The sequence below is a fragment of the Buchnera aphidicola (Pentalonia nigronervosa) genome, assembly GCA_014622685.1.
Classification (GTDB): Bacteria; Pseudomonadota; Gammaproteobacteria; order Enterobacterales; family Enterobacteriaceae; genus Buchnera; species Buchnera aphidicola_BD.
The window spans coordinates 520807-540898 of sequence record CP061275.1 but is presented as its reverse complement, the minus strand read 5'-3'; the positions used below and the strand labels follow the sequence as shown (position 1 = coordinate 540898).

At 27.8% G+C, this 20092-nt stretch carries 16 protein-coding genes and 4 tRNA genes; 15 read left to right on the top strand and 5 right to left on the bottom strand.

Annotated features, from left to right (window positions below):
- Positions 1-22 precede the first annotated feature (22 nt).
- On the top strand, positions 23-1855 hold the full coding sequence (gene rpoD, locus ICW73_02395) for an RNA polymerase sigma factor RpoD (GenBank protein QNS01803.1): 1833 nt from the start codon (positions 23-25) through the stop codon (positions 1853-1855).
- 913 nt (positions 1856-2768) lie between these two features.
- On the opposite strand, the gene secB is transcribed toward rpoD, so the two are convergent.
- The 4 genes from secB to ICW73_02375 all read right to left on the bottom strand — a co-directional run bounded on the left by secB (position 2769) and on the right by ICW73_02375 (position 6568).
- Positions 2769-3215 (bottom strand): protein-export chaperone SecB, encoded by a 447-nt coding sequence (gene secB, locus ICW73_02390; GenBank protein QNS01802.1) that lies wholly within the window; start codon positions 3213-3215, stop codon positions 2769-2771.
- Between the two features lie 135 nt (positions 3216-3350).
- Positions 3351-3776: a rhodanese-like domain-containing protein gene (locus tag ICW73_02385; protein ID QNS01801.1), complete on the bottom strand. Its 426-nt coding sequence runs from the start codon at positions 3774-3776 to the stop codon at positions 3351-3353.
- A gap of 150 nt (positions 3777-3926) precedes the next feature.
- Positions 3927-5306, bottom strand: coding sequence for an argininosuccinate lyase (gene argH, locus ICW73_02380; protein QNS01800.1), 1380 nt, complete (start codon positions 5304-5306; stop codon positions 3927-3929).
- A 50-nt stretch (positions 5307-5356) separates the two neighbouring features.
- Positions 5357-6568, bottom strand: a complete 1212-nt coding sequence (locus ICW73_02375; protein ID QNS01799.1) for an argininosuccinate synthase — start codon at positions 6566-6568, stop codon at positions 5357-5359.
- 215 nt (positions 6569-6783) lie between these two features.
- Between ICW73_02375 and ICW73_02370 the strand changes: the two genes are divergently transcribed.
- A complete protein-coding gene (locus tag ICW73_02370) occupies positions 6784-6921 on the top strand; it encodes a hypothetical protein (protein QNS01798.1) in 138 nt (45 codons plus the stop codon).
- 814 nt (positions 6922-7735) lie between these two features.
- Positions 7736-7936, top strand: a complete 201-nt coding sequence (locus ICW73_02365; GenBank protein ID QNS01797.1) for a hypothetical protein — start codon at positions 7736-7738, stop codon at positions 7934-7936.
- Between the two features lie 1718 nt (positions 7937-9654).
- Here the strand turns inward: ICW73_02365 and metF are convergent.
- Entirely contained in the window at positions 9655-10566 is a 912-nt protein-coding gene (gene metF, locus ICW73_02360; GenBank protein QNS01796.1) for a methylenetetrahydrofolate reductase, read from the bottom strand.
- A gap of 101 nt (positions 10567-10667) precedes the next feature.
- On the opposite strand from metF, the gene murB reads away from it, so the two are divergent.
- From murB to rpoB, 12 genes are all read left to right on the top strand, one after another.
- Positions 10668-11717: a UDP-N-acetylmuramate dehydrogenase gene (gene murB, locus ICW73_02355; protein QNS01795.1), complete on the top strand. Its 1050-nt coding sequence runs from the start codon at positions 10668-10670 to the stop codon at positions 11715-11717.
- Positions 11718-11989: 272 nt separating this feature from the next.
- Positions 11990-12062 (top strand) — tRNA-Thr (locus ICW73_02350).
- Positions 12063-12076: 14 nt separating this feature from the next.
- Positions 12077-12158, top strand: a tRNA-Tyr gene (locus ICW73_02345).
- Positions 12159-12184: 26 nt separating this feature from the next.
- Positions 12185-12255: transfer RNA gene (locus ICW73_02340), tRNA-Gly, on the top strand.
- An 8-nt stretch (positions 12256-12263) separates the two neighbouring features.
- Positions 12264-12336: transfer RNA gene (locus tag ICW73_02335), tRNA-Thr, on the top strand.
- A 286-nt stretch (positions 12337-12622) separates the two neighbouring features.
- Positions 12623-13006 (top strand): preprotein translocase subunit SecE, encoded by a 384-nt coding sequence (gene secE, locus ICW73_02330; protein ID QNS01794.1) that lies wholly within the window; start codon positions 12623-12625, stop codon positions 13004-13006.
- Positions 13007-13008: 2 nt separating this feature from the next.
- The gene (gene nusG / locus ICW73_02325; protein QNS01793.1) at positions 13009-13557 is read left to right on the top strand and encodes a transcription termination/antitermination protein NusG; all 549 of its coding nucleotides are present in this window, start codon (positions 13009-13011) and stop codon (positions 13555-13557) included.
- 41 nt (positions 13558-13598) lie between these two features.
- Positions 13599-14027 carry a 50S ribosomal protein L11 gene (gene rplK / locus ICW73_02320; protein ID QNS01792.1) on the top strand — a complete coding sequence of 143 codons (429 nt, stop codon included), beginning with the start codon at positions 13599-13601 and terminating at the stop codon, positions 14025-14027.
- 2 nt (positions 14028-14029) lie between these two features.
- Positions 14030-14725, top strand: coding sequence for a 50S ribosomal protein L1 (rplA, locus tag ICW73_02315; GenBank protein QNS01791.1), 696 nt, complete (start codon positions 14030-14032; stop codon positions 14723-14725).
- Between the two features lie 236 nt (positions 14726-14961).
- Positions 14962-15468, top strand: coding sequence for a 50S ribosomal protein L10 (rplJ, locus tag ICW73_02310; GenBank protein QNS01790.1), 507 nt, complete (start codon positions 14962-14964; stop codon positions 15466-15468).
- Between the two features lie 51 nt (positions 15469-15519).
- On the top strand, positions 15520-15888 hold the full coding sequence (gene rplL / locus ICW73_02305; protein ID QNS01789.1) for a 50S ribosomal protein L7/L12: 369 nt from the start codon (positions 15520-15522) through the stop codon (positions 15886-15888).
- 173 nt (positions 15889-16061) lie between these two features.
- On the top strand, positions 16062-20090 hold the full coding sequence (rpoB, locus tag ICW73_02300; GenBank protein QNS01788.1) for a DNA-directed RNA polymerase subunit beta: 4029 nt from the start codon (positions 16062-16064) through the stop codon (positions 20088-20090).
- Positions 20091-20092 lie beyond the last annotated feature (2 nt).

Below are 20092 nucleotides of genomic sequence, written 5' to 3'. Positions count from 1 at the left end.
ACAGACAGTTGGATACCATCTTATGGACCATAATCCACAATCACAGCTTAAACTTCTTATTACACATGGTAAGGAGCAGGGGTATTTAACCTATTCTGAAGTCAATGATCATCTACCAGAAGATATTATAGATTCCGAACAAATTAATGACATTATTCAGATGATTAATGATATGGGAATTCCAGTTGTTGAAGAAGCACCAGATACTGATGATTTAATTTTAAACTCAATACATACAGACGCAGATGAAGATACAGTAGAAGCAGCAACACAAGTTTTATCCAATGTCGAATCGGAACCTGGACGAACAACAGATCCCGTTCGTATGTATATGCGAGAAATGGGGACTGTTGAACTATTAACACGAGAAGGTGAAATTGACATAGCAAAACGCATTGAAGATGGAATTAATCAAGTTCAATGTTCCGTTTCAGAATATCCAGAAGCGATTAATTATCTGCTAGATCAATACGATCGTATCCAAACGGGACAAATCAGATTGTCTGATATAATAACTGGTTTTGTTGATCCGAATGCAGAAGAATATTTTTCTCCATCGACTATTCATATAGGATCAGATATTTTAGACATAGACCAAAATACAGAAGATGATGACGAAGAAAGACATGATGAAAATGATCATAGTGTCGATCCTGTTTTAGCTAACGAAAAATTCTCTGAACTACGCAATCAATTTGTTAACACACACAAAGTGATAAAACGAAAAAATAGAAAACACAAAGATGCATTATTAGAAATTTATAATCTTTCAGAAATATTTAAACAATTTAGATTAGTACCAAAGCAATTTGACCGCTTAGTTAACAATATGCGTTACATGATTGAAAGAATTCGAACAGAAGAAAGAGTCATTATGAAATTATGTGTAGAACAATGTGCCATGCCTAGAAAATATTTTATAAAAATTTTTTCAGGGAATGAAGCAAATCATCAATGGTTTAAAATTGAACAAAATGCAAACCAACCATGGTCTAAAAAATTACACACTATTGAAAATACTGTTTTTTCTAGTATTAATAAATTAGTTCAAATTGAACAAGAAACTGGTTTAACTATTGAACAAACAAAAGATATTAATAAAAGAATGTCCATTGGAGAAGCAAAAGCCAGAAAAGCAAAAAAAGAAATGGTTGAGGCGAATTTAAGACTAGTGATTTCTATTGCTAAAAAATATACCAATCGCGGATTACAATTTTTAGATTTAATTCAAGAAGGAAATATTGGACTGATGAAAGCTGTAGATAAGTTCGAATACCGTCGAGGATATAAATTTTCCACTTATGCTACATGGTGGATTAGACAAGCAATTACTCGATCTATCGCAGATCAAGCTCGCACTATTCGCATTCCTGTCCATATGATTGAAACTATTAATAAGTTAAACCGCATTTCTAGACAAATGTTACAAGAAATAGGACGCGAACCTACTCCAGAAGAATTATCTGAAAAAATGTTAATTCCAGAAGATAAAATTAGAAAAGTATTAAAAATTGCAAAAGAACCAATATCCATGGAAACTCCAATCGGAGATGATGACGATTTGCATTTAGGAGATTTTATTGAAGATACGAATTTAGAACTACCCTTAGATTCTGCGACATCGGAAAGTTTACGATCAGCTACGCACGACGTATTATCAGGATTAACTGCACGTGAGGCAAAAGTGCTGCGCATGCGTTTTGGAATTGACATGAATACTGATCATACATTAGAAGAAGTTGGAAAGCAATTTGATGTAACTCGTGAGAGAATACGACAAATTGAAGCGAAAGCCCTTAGAAAACTTCGTCATCCAAGTAGATCAGAAGTATTGCGTAGTTTTTTAGATGATTAAGAATGTTACTCAATATAAAATAAAACTTCTGTATTTAACATGAACATATTTATTACATATTTAATAAAAACAGAAGTTTTTTATATCCATAACAACTCATTGTAAACATTTTTAATTAATTATATAGTATAGTTAAAATACGTATCTTTAAAAATTGTATTTTATAAAATTATTTATATTATTTAATAGTAAAAAAAATAATGACAATCCAAAAAAACATATTTAATATAATTGAATCAAATCCTTTTTAATATTTGTTTTAATTTGAATATTATTAAAAATATCGCTAAATTTTAAAATAGCTATTTTTCAATCATTATCATGTTTTTTATTTGCGTCACTTAAAAAAATTTAATGTTTATTACAATACGTTTTTGAAATAATGCAATACTATAATAAATTTAATAAAATTAATACAATGCATATCCATTAAAAACTAATCAATTTAGTGCTATAAAAACAACGAAAAAAATAACTCTATTACGTATTATTAAAATGATTACTTCATTATATATTTTTTCATATAAATAATTTTATAAGAGGAAAATTATAAAAAACAAATATTTTTTTGAATATCATTCAAAAAAACTTACCTTTGTTCAACAAATATCGTGTACATAAACTTCTTGAAAAGATTCAAAATTTTATATATATTTTTAAAATTAAAACGCATCGTCTTTTTCTAATGCAATAGAAGAAAATATATTCAAATAAAAAAATACCAAAATATGTTTCTAATAAAATAAATCTAAAATATTAACTTTTCATTGATATATAATGAATCATAAAATACCACTTTATTCACGTTGTCGTTGTTTATAAAAACATCAATTTTTCTCAAAAAATATGTAAAAATTTTATTTTTCTGAATTTTTTTTGAATACGTAAAATCGATAATTTAATACACGTTTAGTCATAATACATCTTGATGATTCTTTATATTATTATAATACATATCATGAAAATTCACTGGCGCAATATTTAAACTAGGAAAACTTGCATTAGATACTAGATTAGATATACATGAACGAGAATATGGAAATAAAATATCTGGACAATAAGCATACAAACAATATCGTAATTTTTTCTCATCTAAATTTAAAATACAAAAAATTCCAGCTTGATGTACATTACATAAAAAAACTAATTCTGTTTGAATTGTAACTACAATTTTTATTTTTAATATTACTTCAAAAATATTTTTTTTAATGTTTTCAACGGCAATATTTAAATTAAATTTTATATTTGGATCCCAGTTTTTACAAAATATTTTCGGTGTATTAGGAGATTTAAAAGAAATATTTTTTAAATAAATACGTTGAATCTCAAAAAACTCACGTGTTGTTTGTGACTTTAACATAACATTCCTATAGTATGCACTATAAAATATATCTTACAAATAAATATATCTATAATATATGAGTATTTTTATACACTTATAAAAAATTAAATAAATAAAATAATATTTTTGAAAAAAAATTTACATACATTTATTTTATGACACAAGAGGGAGATTTTCTAAATCCCAACCATATATACCATTTCTTAACACAAAAATCTTTTTAAATCCACATTTAAGAAATTCATCGATGTATTTGTTTTGAATATACGATGAACTAAAAATCAAAATAATCGGATGAGAATTATAAAAAATTATATTTTTTATTTTTCCTGAAAGAACTTTTTGTAATGAAATATGAATGGAATTAACAATATGTCCTTTTTGATAATTTCTTGAAGAACGAGTATCAATTACGATCGCATTCTTTTTATTTATTAAGTTGATTGCTTGAATATTATTAATAAATTTAAACTTTGAGCAATATTCTTTAAATAATAAAAATATTATTAAACACAAAAGCAACACCCACAAAAAACTAAGTATTAAATGCTCATGAACAAAAAAAACAATTTTTTCCATAAAAACACACCTTATATCTTTTATTTTATGGTAATTAAATATTAATTATTCGATTTTTAAAAATGTATACTTAACTGAGTATTTAAGAAATAATTAAATTCTCAGTTAATTTTTAAAACAGATAAATATTTATTTAATAGTGAACATGTATTAAAAAATGTTTAACCTTTTTTTTATTTCTACAATTTCTTTTTCTATTTGGTTTGGTGCTACACCACCTTGGGATAATCGTTTTTCCAGACAAGATTCTAAAGTTATATTTTGATATATGTCTTCTTCAATTAAACTACTATATTTCTTAAAAACGGATAGTTTTAAACTATTTAACGATTTTTTTTCTTTTATTGCATGTAACACTAATTTTCCAGATATATTATGCGCATCACGAAATGTAACACCCTTTTTTACTAAATAATCTGCAAGATCTGTTGCATTAGAATAACCGTGTTCTGCTGCTTGACGACAAATTTTTTTTTGAACTTGTATGTTCTTTAAAATTAATCGAGCCATAGACAAACAATCATTCCATGTCTTTATAGCATTAAATAAACCTTCTTTATCTTCTTGCATATCTTTATTATATGACAAGGGTAGTGATTTTAATACAACTAACATTGCAATTAATGCACCATAAACACGACCACATTTAGATCGAATTAATTCTAATGCATCCGGATTTTTCTTTTGTGGCATTAAAGATGAACCAGATGTAATACTATCAGATAATTCAATAAAACCTGCTTCATGTGAATTAAAAAAAATTAAATCTTCTGAAAAACGTGATAAATGCATCATACTAATTGATGCAGTAGATAATAATTCAATTATGTAATCCCGATCAGAAACACTATCGAGTGCATTAATTGTTGCTGATTCAAAACCCATTGATAAAGCTAATTCTTTACGGTCGATATTCCATGATGTTCCTGCAAGTGCACCAGAACCCAACGGGCTAATATTTACTCGTTTTAATACATCTTGCAAACGTTCTGTATCTCTTTTAAACATTTCTACATAAGCTAAGCACCAATAAGAAAATGTGATCGGTTGTGCACGTTGTAAATGTGTGTATCCAGGCATAATAACATCACTATTCGCTTCAGCACTCAAAATAAAATATTTTTGCAACATCATTAAATTTTGTAATATACAAAAAATCCTATTTTTACACCATAATTTTAAATCAGTTGTCACCTGATCATTACGACTACGCCCAGTATGCAACTTTTTACCTAATGGACCAATTTTCTTAATGAGCTGATCTTCAACCCAACTATGAATATCTTCACAATCGCTTTCAAGGATTATCTGAGTGTTCTTTGTAACTTTTTTTAATAAATCTACTAATGCAGATTCTATTAAATTTTGCTCTTTAACTGTAATAATACTACACTTCATGAGTGCTTTAGACCAAGCAATTGAAGCAGTTATATCCTCTTCTGCTAAGATGTAATCAAAAGATAACGATGAATTAAATTTTTTAAATGTTTGATCAGATTCATATATGAATCGTCCACCCCACAGTACCATATTTTTTCTCAATTAAAAAATGTCTATAATTTATTAAAATATATATTATTTTATTTTAATTTGTTTTGTGCGCGAATTTTTGACGATAAAGAAAACAAACGAATAAACCCATCTGCATCAGATTGTTTGTATACTTTATCTTGACCAAAAGTAGCATACTCTGCAGAGTATAATGCATTAGGAGATTTTTTTTGTACAGCAGTGACACAGCCTTTATATAATTTCAACATAACTTCACCATTAATATCAGATGACAATACATCTGCAGCTGCCTGTATAGATTGTCGTATCGGAGAAAACCACCGACCGTCATACACTACTGAAGCCATTTCTAATGCAATTTGTTCTCTCCATTTAAAACTATCGCGATCTAAAACTAATTGTTCTATTGCCTTTATAGCAGTTATTATAATTGTTCCACCAGGCGTTTCGTAGCAACCGCGCGATTTGATACCAATTAATCGATTTTCAACAATATCTACTCGTCCTATGCCATGTTTAGAACCAATCTTATTTAATAAATCGACACATTGCAATGGATTTAATTTTATTTGATTTACAGCAATAACTGTACCAAAACGTAATTTTAACAAAACATATTCTGGTTGCTCTGGAGCATGTTGAGGATCTACTGTCCAACTCCAACAATCTGCGTCTGATGCATTCCAAGGATGTTCAAGCAAACCGCCCTCTGTAGAATGATGCCAAACATTTTCATCTTTACTGTAAATTTTTTCTAAAGTTGCTGTTGTGGCAACATTGTTTTTCTTTAAGTATGTTAATATTTCTTCTCGAGATCGAAAATGCCATTCACGCCATGGTGCAATTACACGAAGATTCGGCGCTAACGACGCATATGCAAGTTCAAATCTTATTTGATCATTACCTTTTCCGGTAGCACCATGACATAATGTATTTGCTCCAATTTCTAATGCCAATTCAATTTGTTTTTTTGCAATAATAGGACGAGCCATAGCTGTTCCTAACAAATAACTTCCTTCATACAAAGCTCCAGTCTTTAAAACTGGATATACATAACTTGCTATAAATTCCGCTTTTAAATCAAAAATATAACATTTGGTTGCACCAGACTGTAATGCTTTTTTTTTAATTCCATTCAAATCTTGAACAGATTGCCCAATATCTGCAACAAATGCAATTACTTCAACGTTATAATTTTCTTTAATCCATGGAATAATCGCAGACGTATCTAATCCACCAGAATACGCTAAAACAACTTTATTAATATTTTTATTGATCACATCGAAACCTATACAATTAAACAAATTATAAAAAAACACATGTTCTTATATTAACGCCATTCAACAAATATCTTGATACTATTTCGTATCTTGCAAACTTTTACAAACATCCACAAGACTTATTAAAAAACGCAACACATCCAAAATAGCACATACTTTAACAATCATACCATTTAAAAAAAACGCCTTAAGCAATTAACTGTTATTCTAAAATTATGTTAATGTCTTCAATTATTTGTCTTTTTCAATCTAATATTGAACTAACATCTGATAAAACAAACAAATTAGCTTTTAAAATAGATGCTAAACCGGTATCAAACACATCCGAATTAACATTATTTAAAAAACCATAATAAATAAATACCTATGGAATTAATAATCGGTAAAATATGTCTTTTATATAAACTTTTTAAAAAAATTGGTTAACCTGATAAGACTGCACTAATATAACCTAAATTTTCGTCCATTTTTTTACATTTGAAACATGTTTATCTACTAAAAATAATCTAATAGAATCCATACTATGTTTTAATTCTAAAATTTAAGAGAACGTTATTAGAAGTACCAGACCACGCCCCTATAATTAAATTCATATGTTCTATTAGAGTCATATGTAGATCGTTTTTTATTTTTTACTTTAATTGAAAACGAACACGCTAAATTACCAATAACGCTTTCTTCTATAAACAATTAAGATGTCATATTTATGATGTTTTTGATAACAAAATAAATCTGAAAAATCGCATCATAGCATCATAGATTTCTAAAAATAGACTACCTAATTTAATCACGAAAAGATTTTTCATATAATTTATATCTCACTATCAAATAAATAATTGATTCTGTTTTAGTAAAATCAAAAAAATGTTAAAATATTGAACTGCTTGTATAGTTGCATATTACAATAAATTATCTTTATCAGTCACAAGAACAATACAATCTTCTTTTATAACGAATCCAATATCATCAGGAGATAAATTTATCACTGATTTAATATTCAGCAAGGAGTGTTTACAAATACATACTGATAGTTAATCCTAATTTTTCAAAAAAAATTTTATATGCACCCATTTCTGTAATACCATTTTTTATTTTTCGTAAAATAGTAGAAATAATACTACGATTAAATACTTCTACATGTGGAATAAAAATTATTGGAATACCTAAATGTTTAATTATTTCAGAAATGTAAAGATAAGAAAAATATTTTATGGAACTAGGATACCCTCACAAAAAAAATTATTAAAATTACATGTTCTTCCTGATTCGCTCACACCACTGATAGCATTAATAATAGGTATATTATTACCTTCCAGCATATCAAATTCTACAATTAGTTTTAATTCTAGTAATATACAAGTAGCATAAAATCCAGGAATTGAAATTCAATTAAACTGTTCAATTTGTTTTTTATTTCATTTTAGTCACTCATAAATAAGTTGATCAAAAAGATATGCATGTTTATGATAAAATTCATAATACTTTGAATAAGTGGATCTTGCTTTAACTCAACATGCCCTGAAATATCAAAAGCAATACACCTAAAAGGTACAAAACACGAAGCTCAAAAATGACTAACATGATGATTCATTGTGAGAAAAACCATATCAATATCCTTGTATGACAAATCAAAATCATATATAAATTCGAAAATCACGTCCACATTTTTTTAAATTATCAGTGCATATTATAAAATAATTTTCCCATTCCTGAACTATTTTTTAAGACTGGTATTTTTTATATTAACCAATCTATAAAAGTTAATATAATTAACTAATTCAGATCCAACATATCCGATCGCTAAAAATCAATACATTTAACATAAAATTAACATACCTTATAAAATATATTAAAAAATTTTTTAAAAAAATTTATATATAATAAACATTGATAAATTATTTCTTATTTAATGCAGTACTTAAAAATAAAATAAAACAACCGTATTATAAAAAGAAACTACCTGATTTTTTTTGAAATATATAAAAATTAATTAAAATCTCTACAATAAACAATGATATTACAGTTATAAATCAAAGAAATAAACATTTTATTGATTTTTTATCTAGTTATTTTCCGATTTAAAATCTTCTATTAAAATACATAGTACGCCAAGTAAAAAGCAATTTAACATGCTAGAAAAAATTGGCTCCAAGATATGGATGACTGCTATTATAAAAACATACAAATACTGTTGATATTGACAGTAACAAATGAAAAAATATTTTTAACTCTATATATACAAAAATAACAAATTTTATGGAATAAAGGACACAGATATGAAAGGTTTTTTCGTTCTTATATTAGATGTTCTATTTTCTATCAAAATAAAAAAATAAATAAAATAATTTATATTCTTGTAACTGCTAATGAAGAAATAGATATGCCTGGAAACAACACTTTTCAAAGTGCATAATAATTAAATCAGAATGTATTATTCTGAAAAACCGACATCGTTACAATTAGTCAATGAATAAAAAAGATACATATCCTATACAATTACAATAAACAGAACCACTAAACGTGCTCAGTAACTCTGAAAATAAAATTAATAACGTCGAAATCATGCATGAAATTATATAAAATTTAATGTTGATAAAAAAAAATAAAAAAAGGTACTATCATCTTAAATTTTCCACTATTTATAAAACAATAAATTTATATTCTATATAAGTAGGTCGATCAATCATCTTGTCTCTTCATGCGCATTAAAATTTGAAATACAGCCGGCACCAAATCCGTCTTTAAATTATCAAAATAGCGATTTATTTATTCAAAAAAAAATTACAATCTATCATAGAAAGGTAACCAAAACACGTTTTTAAAACAATTATTTCATTCTATTTCATCTTATTATTTTTCTCAAAAAATCGAAAAAAATAAAAATACTTCATTATTTGATAAATACTGCAGATAATTACTGCACAGAAGAACTTTCCTTAAGAAAAATTGCACCAACATTAACATTTAATCTTGGTGCTATTAAAAAACATATCAACCAGATGAATATTTAGATAATTTCTTATGTTAAACCAACTAAAAATTATACAAACTAATAACATATTTTTGTCTTTAATAATGTTTTTATATTAATCTCGAAAAGTATTATGCATACATTTATTTTTAAATCTTAAAAGATGACAAATAGAATAAACAATATCTGATCGATTTAAAGTATAAAAATGAAAATGTCGTACACCTTCTAAATATAATTTTTGAACCAAATCAACAACAATGTTAAAACCAACAATTTTTTGTATCGAAATATCGTTTTCTAACCCGTGAAACACTTTAAATATCCAATCAGGAATGCAAACATTCGTCATGCTAGAAAAACGCTGAATTTGTTGAAAGTTATAAATTGGTAAAATACCTGGTATAATTTCAACATTAATACCGCGTTTTACACAGCGATCCCGAAAATTTAAATAACTTTCGACATTAAAAAAAAATTGTGTAATAGCGCGATTTGCACCCGCATCAATTTTCTTTTGAAAATTAGAAATTTCAGATTCAAAATTTTTTGATTCTGGATGTAATTCAGGATAAACAGCAACAGAAATATCAAAATTGGCAACTTTTTTTAATAATACAACTAAATCTACAGCATACATTGTATGTTTGTAAGAGTTACTGTTGATATCACCTCTTAATGCTACTACGCTTTGAATACCGTGATTCCAGTAATATTCTGCAATTTTTTGTAATTCTGTTGCAGTTAAACCAGCACAAGTCAAATGAGGAGATGTTAAAATATGTGTTTTATTACGTATCTTTTGAGTAATATCATATGTTTTTTCACGTTCACCACTGTTTGCGCCATAAGTTACAGAAAAAAAAGATGGGTGCAATTCTTTTAAACAACAAATTGATGCCCATAATTTTTCCTCTAAAATTAAATCTTTAGGGGGAAACACCTCAAAAGAAAACTTTATAATGTTATAAAATCCATTTATTTTTTGATTTATTTTATCTTGATAATTTTTTTGAATGCGATTCATATCTAAAATCCTATTAAACACTTTTGATATATTTTAGGAATTAACTTTTAATTAATACAGATTTTTTTATTAATAAATTCATTATATTTAAGTCGAATACTATGTATAAAAAACAATGCCCATCCCATGAATCTTTAAAACATTTAAATACATTTTTAATAAATGTTAATGCAAAAAAAATTATTTTTGTACAAACAATTCAATCATTACTGAAAACATGGAAAATGTGTCAATTATACAATATACCTTATATAATTTTAGGAGAGGGGAGCAATGTACTTTTTTTAGAAAATTACATAGGTTTAGTTATAATCAACCGAATTAAAGGAATTAGAATAACAGAAAAAAAACACATTTGGTCATTACATGTATTTTCAGGAGAAAAATGGCACGATTTCGTAAAATATACCTTGCGTACAGGTATATTTGGATTAGAAAACTTAGCATTAATTCCCGGATGTGTTGGATCTGCTGTTGTTCAAAATATTGGAGCATATGGTTTAGAATTAAAAAATGTGTGCCAATATGTTGATGTAATATCTTTAAAAAATGGAACTGTCAAAAGAATTAATGCTAAATTCTGCAAATTTTCATATCGTCATAGCATTTTTAAAAATCAATATAATAATGAACATGCGATTATCGCTGTTGGAATTATAATAAAAAAAAAATGGAATCCTATTATTGTTCGATCTATGCTAAAATACATTCAGCCGAAAAGAGTGACTGCATATCATATTTTTAAAACAATATGCAAAATACGTATTAAAAAACTCCCAAATCTAAAAAAGGTAGGAAATGCCGGGAGTTTTTTTAAAAACCCAATAATTACACAAGCACACGCAAAAAAACTCATATCTTTATACAAAAATATTCCTTATCAATTGCAAGATCACGGTCTAGTAAAAATTTCTGCTGCATGGTTAATCGAAAAATATCAATTTAAAAATATCCAAATTGGCGGCGCTTCAATTTATAAAAGACAAAAATTAATCTTAATAAACCAACAAAACGCAACAGCCCATGAAATAATTCAATTAGCTAAAATCATACAAAAAGGTATCTTTAAAAAATTTAACATATATTTACAATTAGAAGTAGATCTTATAACAACATCAAAAAAAATAACATCATTAAATATAAGTACGTAAACTTTTTGAAATGCACTATTTCATTTTCAAAAAAAATTAATTTTATCATATACTCAAATATTTTATTGTAATCTGATAAAACAGAATGAAAACAAAAATTACATTACATTAATAACATATTTTTTTCATCAAAGTAAACAATCAAGTTGAAAAATAACATTATATTAAATTTATAAGATAAAATTTTTTCTTAAAAAACTTGCAATCAAAGATAAAAATTATATAATGTAAAAAAATCTAAATAATTTTTATAAAGTAAAAAATATAAAGTAGCCGGCTTAGCTCAGCAGGCAGAGCAACTGACTTGTAATCAGTAGGTCACCAGTTCAATTCCGGTAGCCGGCAAAAAAAAATAATCAGGTGAGATTCCCGAGCGGCCAAAGGGAGCAGACTGTAAATCTGCCGTCATCGACTTCGAAGGTTCGAATCCTTCTCTCACCAAAAAATAATCGCATCGTATAAAAAATGCGGACATCATATAATGGCATTATCTCAGCCTTCCAAGCTGATGATGCGGGTTCAATTCCCGCTGTCCGCTTAAAATTTGCTGATATGGCTCAGTAGGTAGAGCACATCCTTGGTAAGGATGAGGTCCCCAGTTCAATCCTGGGTATCAGCATAGCAAATGAAAATTTATAATTTTAAAAAAATAGTATTTAAATACACATTTATACAATTCATTTTTATTCTTTTATTAAATAGCACATTAAATGAATCATTATCATCAATCTCGCCTCATTTTCTAGTTTTACTCTAAAATTATTTTAAACGATAAAACACCAATTAAAAAATTATTTTTATCTCTTTTCTGAAAAAATGTTAAACACTCATTTTCTACAAAAAATATATTTTCTAAACATACATTTCTTTCGATATTGTTATTTTATCTAATTTTAGAGGAAAATATGAAAAAAAATGTTAAAAATAAAAACATATACAATGCAATAGAAAAAATAAAATGGTTATTTGCTTCTCTATGTTTTATTTTAATATATTCTATAAATTATTATTTATACGAAATACAATTTTTTATACGTATATTAATTATATTTTTTTTAATTATCTTATCTACGAGTATTATACTTTCTACAAAAATAGGAAAATACATGTTACTGTATATAAGTACCACTAAAAATGAAATACGCAAAATTACGTGGCCTCAATATAAAGAAACTTTATATACTGCATGTATAATTATTATCGTAACGATTTTGATATCTTTATTACTATGGGGTTTAGACAACATCATATTTCATTTAATAGCATTTATTGTAAGTTTAAGGTTCTAAACATGCATTTGAGTCAAAAAAAAAGATGGTATGTATTGCAAGCATTTTCAGGTTTTGAAAGTCGCGTTGCACAATCAATACGAGAATACGTGAAACTGAACGCAATGGAAACGTTTTTTGGAGAGGTTATGATACCTTCAGAAGAAGTGATTGAAATCAGAGGAGGTCAACGCCGAAAAAGCGAATATAAATTTTTTCCTGGATATGTTTTAATACAAATGATTATGACAGATTCAACATGGCATTTAATACGAAACATTCCAAGAGTATTAGGATTTATCGGCGGTAAATCAGATAAACCAACACCAATTAGCGACAAAGAAGTAGAAACTATTATTAAAAAATTACGTCAAATTGGAAATAAACCGAGACCAAAAACTCTATTTGAACCTGGAGAAATGATCCGTGTCAATGACGGACCATTTTCTGATTTTAACGGAGTAGTTGAAGAAGTAGATTATGAAAAAAACAGATTAAAAGTCTCTGTATCTATTTTTGGAAGATCAACACCTGTAGAATTAGATTTCAGACAAGTAGAAAAACATACATAAATTTTATTTATTAAAAAATAATTTCATAATTTGAGAAAAACATGGCTAAAAAAATACAATCCTATATTAAATTACAAGTATCTGCTGGAATGGCTAATCCTAGTCCACCAATAGGACCAGCATTAGGTCAAAAAGGTGTTAATATTATGGAATTCTGTAAATTATTCAATCAAGCAACAGAAAAAATAGAAAAAGGGCTTCCCATTCCAGTTGTTATTACAATTTACTCCGATCGCTCATTTACATTTGTTACAAAAACTCCACCAGCGTCTGTTTTATTAAAAAAATTTGCTGGTATTCAAACTGGTTCTAAAAAACCCAAATTCGAAATCGTAGGAACAGTTACTCATATGCAAATCAAAGAAATTGCAATGCTCAAAAGCGTTGATATGACAGGATCAAATGTTGAAAATATGATGCGTTCTATTGAAGGAACTGCTAAATCTATCGGATTAAAGATTGAGAAATAATAATGAAAAAAATTACAAAACGCATGAAAAATATAAAAAAAAATATCGATTTAAAAAAAAAATATCATCTTGATGAACTAATTACTTTATTACAAAATACTTCAACAACAAATTTTATTGAAAGTGTTGATATCGCAATCAATTTAGGAATCAATACAAAAAAAACTGATCAAAACATTCGAGGTTTTTCAATACTACCATATGGACTTGGACGAACCATTAAAGTTGCTGTATTCACGCAAGGAAATAATGTAAAAATAGCTCAAAATGCCGGCGCAGAATTGGTTGGAATGGAAGATTTAATTGACATTATTAAAAAAGAAGGCATTAACTTTAATGTTGCTATTGCTTCGCCAGATGCTATGAAAATAGTTACTAAAATAGGACATATATTAGGTCCTCGTGGATTAATGCCAAATCCAAAATTAGGAACAGTAACTAAAAATATCGCTGAATCTATAAAAAACGTTAAAACAGGACAAATACGTTATCAAAATGATAAAAATGGAATTATTCATGCTACAATTGGTCGAATTAATTTTAAAAAAAACCATATAAAAGAAAATTTCATTACACTAATATCATCGATAAAAAAATCCAAACCACCACAATCAAAAGGAATATATATAAAAAAAATAGTCTTGTCAACGACTATGGGAATAGGATTAACTGTAGATCAATCTAATCTTGCTATATAAATTAATAATCTTATATCAATGTTAAAAAATAGTCTCTGACCTAATATTATAGCATTCTTAAAAATTAGAAAAAAATCGATTAAATGTATTGCAAATCTTACATTTTTAAAATAAATAGTTATTTTATAAATATAAAATTTAAAAAACACATGTCTTGATACTAATTGTTTTAATTAAAATAGAATAAAATTTAATAAAAAATATTTTCTTTCTAAAAAGCAGGAGAATGTTATAAAATGGCATTAAATTTTGATAGAAAAAAAATTATTGTTGCCAATATTCATAAAATATCAAATACAGCATTATCAGCTGTTACTGCAGATTCTCAAGGTATTTCAGTTAATCAAATTAATGAACTTCGAAAAAACGGACGAAAACACAATGTCAAAATGAGCATTGTTCAAAATAATCTATTAAATTTAGCCATTCAAAAAACAACATTTGAATGTTTAAAAAAAAATATAAAAGGATCTACTTTTATTGCATATTCTATGCAACATCCCGGTAGCGGAGCAAGATTATTTAGAGAATTTTCAAAAATAAATGAACAATTTAAAATTACAGGAGCAGTTTTTGAAGGGAAATTACTTTCAACCATTGAAATTGATCAACTTGCAGATATGCCGACTTATCAAGAAGCAATGACAAAACTTATATTAACATTAAAAATGTTATCAACTGGAAAACTGGTTTATGTTTTACATTTAATTAAAAATAAAAAAAACGAGAGCCAGAAAAAATAATTAATTATGTTAATAATAAAATACTTTTCATCGTGACTAGGAATTATATTTATGTCCATTACTAAAGAACAAATTTTGCAAGCTGTATCAGAAATGTCAGTTATGAACATCGTTGATCTCATTTCGTTAATGGAAGAAAAATTTGGAGTTTCTGCAAATATTTCTATGCAATCCAGCAGCAATAACGACATAAATCCTCCAGAAGAAAAAACTGAATTCAACGTTTTTTTAAAATCAATCGGACCGAATAAAGTATCAGTTATTAAAACTGTACGTAGTGCGACAGGATTAGGATTAAAAGATGCTAAAGACTTGGTAGAATCAGCACCTGTAGTTCTAAAAGAAAATATAAATAAAGAAGATGCTCAATCGCTCAAAAAGACATTAGAAAACGTCGGTGCCGAGGTTGAAATTAAATAAAAAAATTATACTTTGAAATTAACTAATTTTTAATATAGCTGGTGATTTTTAACTCACCAGCCCGTTTCAATGTAAGCAAATACGTTATTTCAAAATATGCTAAAAAACCATTTCTCCGTCAGAAAAAAAGATAAATTAATTTTAACTTATCTGTTAGAAAACTTAGGAAACCTATGGTGTACTCTCATACCGAAAAAAAACGCATTCGCAAAGATTTTGGAAAACGCCCACAAGTTTTAGATATACCATATCTTCTTTCCATTCAAATAGATTCTTTTAAAAAATTCATACAATCAGATAGAAAGGGTCAACAAGGATTAGAATCCGCATTTTGTTCTGTATTTCCTATACGAAGCTATAACGGAAATTCTGAACTACAATATGTTAGCTATCGATTGGGAAATACTATGTTTGACGTAAAAGAATGTCAAATACGCGGATCAACTTACTCAGCACCATTAAGAGTAAGATTGCGACTTGTAATTTACGAACGTGATATGTTAGAAGAAACCGTTAAAGATATTAAAGAACAAGAAGTATATATGGGTGAAATCCCATTAATGACTGAAAATGGAACATTTATTATAAACGGAACAGAAAGAGTGGTTGTATCTCAATTGCATCGCAGTCCTGGCGTATTTTTTGATAGCGACAAAGGTAAAACACATTCTTCAGGAAAAGTGTTGTATAACGCTCGAATTATTCCTTATCGAGGATCATGGTTAGATTTTGAGTTTGATCCAAAAGACAATTTATTTGTTCGTATTGATCGACGTAGAAAACTACCTGTAAGTATCATCTTAAGAGCAATGAATTATAATACAGAAGAAATACTGAGCTTATTTTTTTTAAAAAATATTTTTAAAATAGAAAAAAATAAAATTCAATTAGAATTAGTTCCTGAAAGACTACGGGGTGAAACTGCATCTTTTAATATTAAAAAAAATGGAAAAATATATGTAGATAAAGGTCGTCGTATAACTGCTAAACATATTCAAAATCTTAAAAAAAATAAAATAACATCAATTGACGTACCTACTGAATATATTTTAGGAAGAATTGTTGCTAAAGATTACTTAAATCATAATACAAATGAAATAATTGCATTAGCGAATACAGAATTATCTTTAGAAATACTAGATAAGATTAAAAAAGCAAATTTTTCTACTATTGAAACACTATTTACTAATGATTTAGATCATGGCCCGTACATATCAGAAACACTGCGTATAGATTCTTCATATGATCGAACTAGTGCATTAATAGAAATTTATCGGGTTATGAGACCAGGTGAACCTCCAACTAAAGAAGCAACAGAAAATTTATTTGAAAATCTATTTTTTTCTGAAGATAGATATGATTTATCATCTGTAGGGCGAATGAAATTTAATAGCTCTTTATTGCGCAAAACCGTTACTGGATCGAACACGTTAAATAAGGAAGATATTATTGATGTTATAAAAAAAATTATCGACATCCGAAATGGAAAAGGAGAAGTAGATGATATTGATCATTTAGGTAACCGACGTATTAGATCGGTAGGAGAAATGGCAGAAAATCAATTTAGAATTGGATTAGTACGAGTAGAAAGAGCCGTTAAAGAACGATTATCAATTGGTGATTTAGACACTCTAATGCCTCAAGATATAATTAATGCAAAACCAATTTCAGCTGCTATTAAAGAATTTTTTGGTTCTAGTCAATTATCACAATTTATGGATCAAAATAACCCATTATCAGAAATTACACATAAAAGACGAATTTCAGCATTAGGATTAGGCGGATTAACTCGAGAACGAGCAGGTTTCGAAGTACGCGACGTACACCCTACTCATTATGGACGTGTTTGCCCTATAGAAACACCAGAAGGACCAAATATAGGTTTAATTAACTCTTTATCAGTATATGCTCAAACAAATTCATATGGTTTCTTAGAAACTCCATATCAAAAAGTAAAAAATGGATTAGTGACTAAAGAAATAAACTATTTATCAGCTATTGAAGAAGGAAACTACATTATTGCACAAGCGAATACAAACATAGATAAAAACGGATTTTTTACAGATGATTTCGTTACTTGTCGACATAAAGGTGAATCTGGTTTATTTAATCGCGATCAAGTTAATTATATGGATGTTTCTACACAGCAAATAGTCTCCGTTGGTGCATCTTTAATTCCATTCTTGGAACATGATGACGCAAATCGAGCATTGATGGGTGCAAATATGCAACGTCAGGCTGTTCCAACTTTAAAAGCTGATAAACCTTTAGTAGGAACAGGTATGGAACGCGCCGTAGCAGTGGATTCGGGAGTAACAGTAGTTGCTAAAAGAGGGGGTATTGTTCAATATGTAGATGCTTCTCGTATAGTTATTAAAGTATATGAATCAGAAAGACGCATCGAAGAAGCCGGAATAGAAATTTATAATTTGACAAAATATACCAGATCAAATCAAAATACCTGTATAAATCAACAACCCTGTGTTCATTTAAACGAACATGTTCAAAAAGGCGATGTTTTAGCTGACGGACCATCTACAGATTTAGGAGAGCTTGCATTAGGACAAAACATGAGAGTTGCTTTTATGCCATGGAACGGATATAACTTTGAAGATTCAATCTTAGTTTCAGAAAAAGTTGTACAAGATGATAGATTTACTACAATTCATATTCAGGAATTGTCCTGTATATCACGAGATACTAAATTAGGACCAGAAGAAATTAGTTCCGATATACCCAATGTTGGAGAAGCTGCATTATCAAAATTAGATGAATCAGGAATTGTTTACATCGGAGCAGAAGTCACAGGAGGTGATATATTGGTCGGTAAGGTTACACCAAAGGGCGAAACACAATTAACGCCAGAAGAAAAATTACTACGTGCAATTTTTGGAGAAAAGGCATCAGATGTAAAAGATTCATCATTACGTGTACCTAATGGAGTATCAGGATCTGTTATAGATATACAAATATTTACAAGAGATGGTGTAAAAAAAGATAAAAGAGCGTTAGAAATTGAAGATATGCAATTTAAAAAAGCTAAAAAAGATCTTACTGAAGAATTTAAAATATTTGAGTTAAGTCTATTTTCACATATCAAAAACATTCTTATATCTTGCAATATTACAGAAGAGCAATTAAATCAATTACCCCATGAAAAATGGTTTACTTTTAATATAAAACAAGAAGATAAAAAAAACGAAATTGAAAAATTTTTCAAACAACATCAAGAACTAAAAAAAATATTTGAAAAAAAAATTGAAATGGAACGACGTAAAATCACTCAAGGTGATGATTTATCACCCGGAGTGTTAAAAATTGTTAAAGTATATTTAGCCGTGAAACGGCAAATTCAACCAGGCGATAAAATGGCTGGTAGACACGGTAATAAAGGTGTAATTTCTAAAATTAACCCTATTGAAGATATGCCATATGATAAAAATGGAATACCAGTTGACATCGTTTTAAATCCATTAGGCGTACCGTCACGTATGAACATCGGACAAATATTAGAAACTCACTTAGGCATGGCTGCTAAAGGAATCGGTGATAAAATTAATCATATGCTTAAAATGCAAGAAAAAATATCTAATTTACGAAAATTTATCCAAAAAGCTTTTGATTTAGGAAATAATTTACGTCAAAAAATTGATTTAGATACTTTTTCAGATGACGAAATATTATGTTTGGCTAAAAACTTGAAACATGGTATTCCAATTGCTACTCCTGTTTTTGATGGTGCACAAGAAAGTGAAATTAAAAAATTTTTAAAATTAGCTAATTTACCTACTTCTGGTCAAATCACACTGTTTGATGGACGCACAGGAGAAAAATTTGAAAGACCAGTTACAGTTGGTTATATGTATATGCTGAAATTAAATCATTTAGTAGATGATAAAATGCATTCACGATCTACTGGTTCTTATAGTCTAATTACGCAGCAACCACTAGGTGGAAAAGCACAATTTGGCGGACAACGGTTTGGAGAAATGGAAGTATGGGCATTAGAAGCATATGGAGCATCATATACATTGCAAGAAATGCTTACTGTAAAATCTGATGATGTTAACGGAAGAACTAAAATGTATAAAAATATTGTAGATGGCAACCATCAAATGGAACCTGGAATGCCAGAGTCTTTTAATGTACTTTTAAAAGAAATTCGATCATTAGGCATCAATATAGAATTAGAAAACGAATAAAA

What these genes read in the sequence shown, in the direction of transcription:
- rpoD (QNS01803.1), top strand. Translation starts at nt 23, where the DNA reads ATGGACCATAATCCACAATCACAGCTTAAACTTCTTATTACACATGGT.
- secB (QNS01802.1), bottom strand. Translation starts at nt 3,215, where the DNA reads ATGTTAAAGTCACAAACAACACGTGAGTTTTTTGAGATTCAACGTATT.
- ICW73_02385 (QNS01801.1), bottom strand. Translation starts at nt 3,776, where the DNA reads ATGGAAAAAATTGTTTTTTTTGTTCATGAGCATTTAATACTTAGTTTT.
- argH (QNS01800.1), bottom strand. Translation starts at nt 5,306, where the DNA reads ATGGTACTGTGGGGTGGACGATTCATATATGAATCTGATCAAACATTT.
- ICW73_02370 (QNS01798.1), top strand. Translation starts at nt 6,784, where the DNA reads ATGTTAATGTCTTCAATTATTTGTCTTTTTCAATCTAATATTGAACTA.
- ICW73_02365 (QNS01797.1), top strand. Translation starts at nt 7,736, where the DNA reads ATGTTTAATTATTTCAGAAATGTAAAGATAAGAAAAATATTTTATGGA.
- metF (QNS01796.1), bottom strand. Translation starts at nt 10,566, where the DNA reads ATGAATCGCATTCAAAAAAATTATCAAGATAAAATAAATCAAAAAATA.
- murB (QNS01795.1), top strand. Translation starts at nt 10,668, where the DNA reads ATGTATAAAAAACAATGCCCATCCCATGAATCTTTAAAACATTTAAAT.
- secE (QNS01794.1), top strand. Translation starts at nt 12,623, where the DNA reads ATGAAAAAAAATGTTAAAAATAAAAACATATACAATGCAATAGAAAAA.
- nusG (QNS01793.1), top strand. Translation starts at nt 13,009, where the DNA reads ATGCATTTGAGTCAAAAAAAAAGATGGTATGTATTGCAAGCATTTTCA.
- rplK (QNS01792.1), top strand. Translation starts at nt 13,599, where the DNA reads ATGGCTAAAAAAATACAATCCTATATTAAATTACAAGTATCTGCTGGA.
- rplA (QNS01791.1), top strand. Translation starts at nt 14,030, where the DNA reads ATGAAAAAAATTACAAAACGCATGAAAAATATAAAAAAAAATATCGAT.
- rplJ (QNS01790.1), top strand. Translation starts at nt 14,962, where the DNA reads ATGGCATTAAATTTTGATAGAAAAAAAATTATTGTTGCCAATATTCAT.
- rplL (QNS01789.1), top strand. Translation starts at nt 15,520, where the DNA reads ATGTCCATTACTAAAGAACAAATTTTGCAAGCTGTATCAGAAATGTCA.
- rpoB (QNS01788.1), top strand. Translation starts at nt 16,062, where the DNA reads ATGGTGTACTCTCATACCGAAAAAAAACGCATTCGCAAAGATTTTGGA.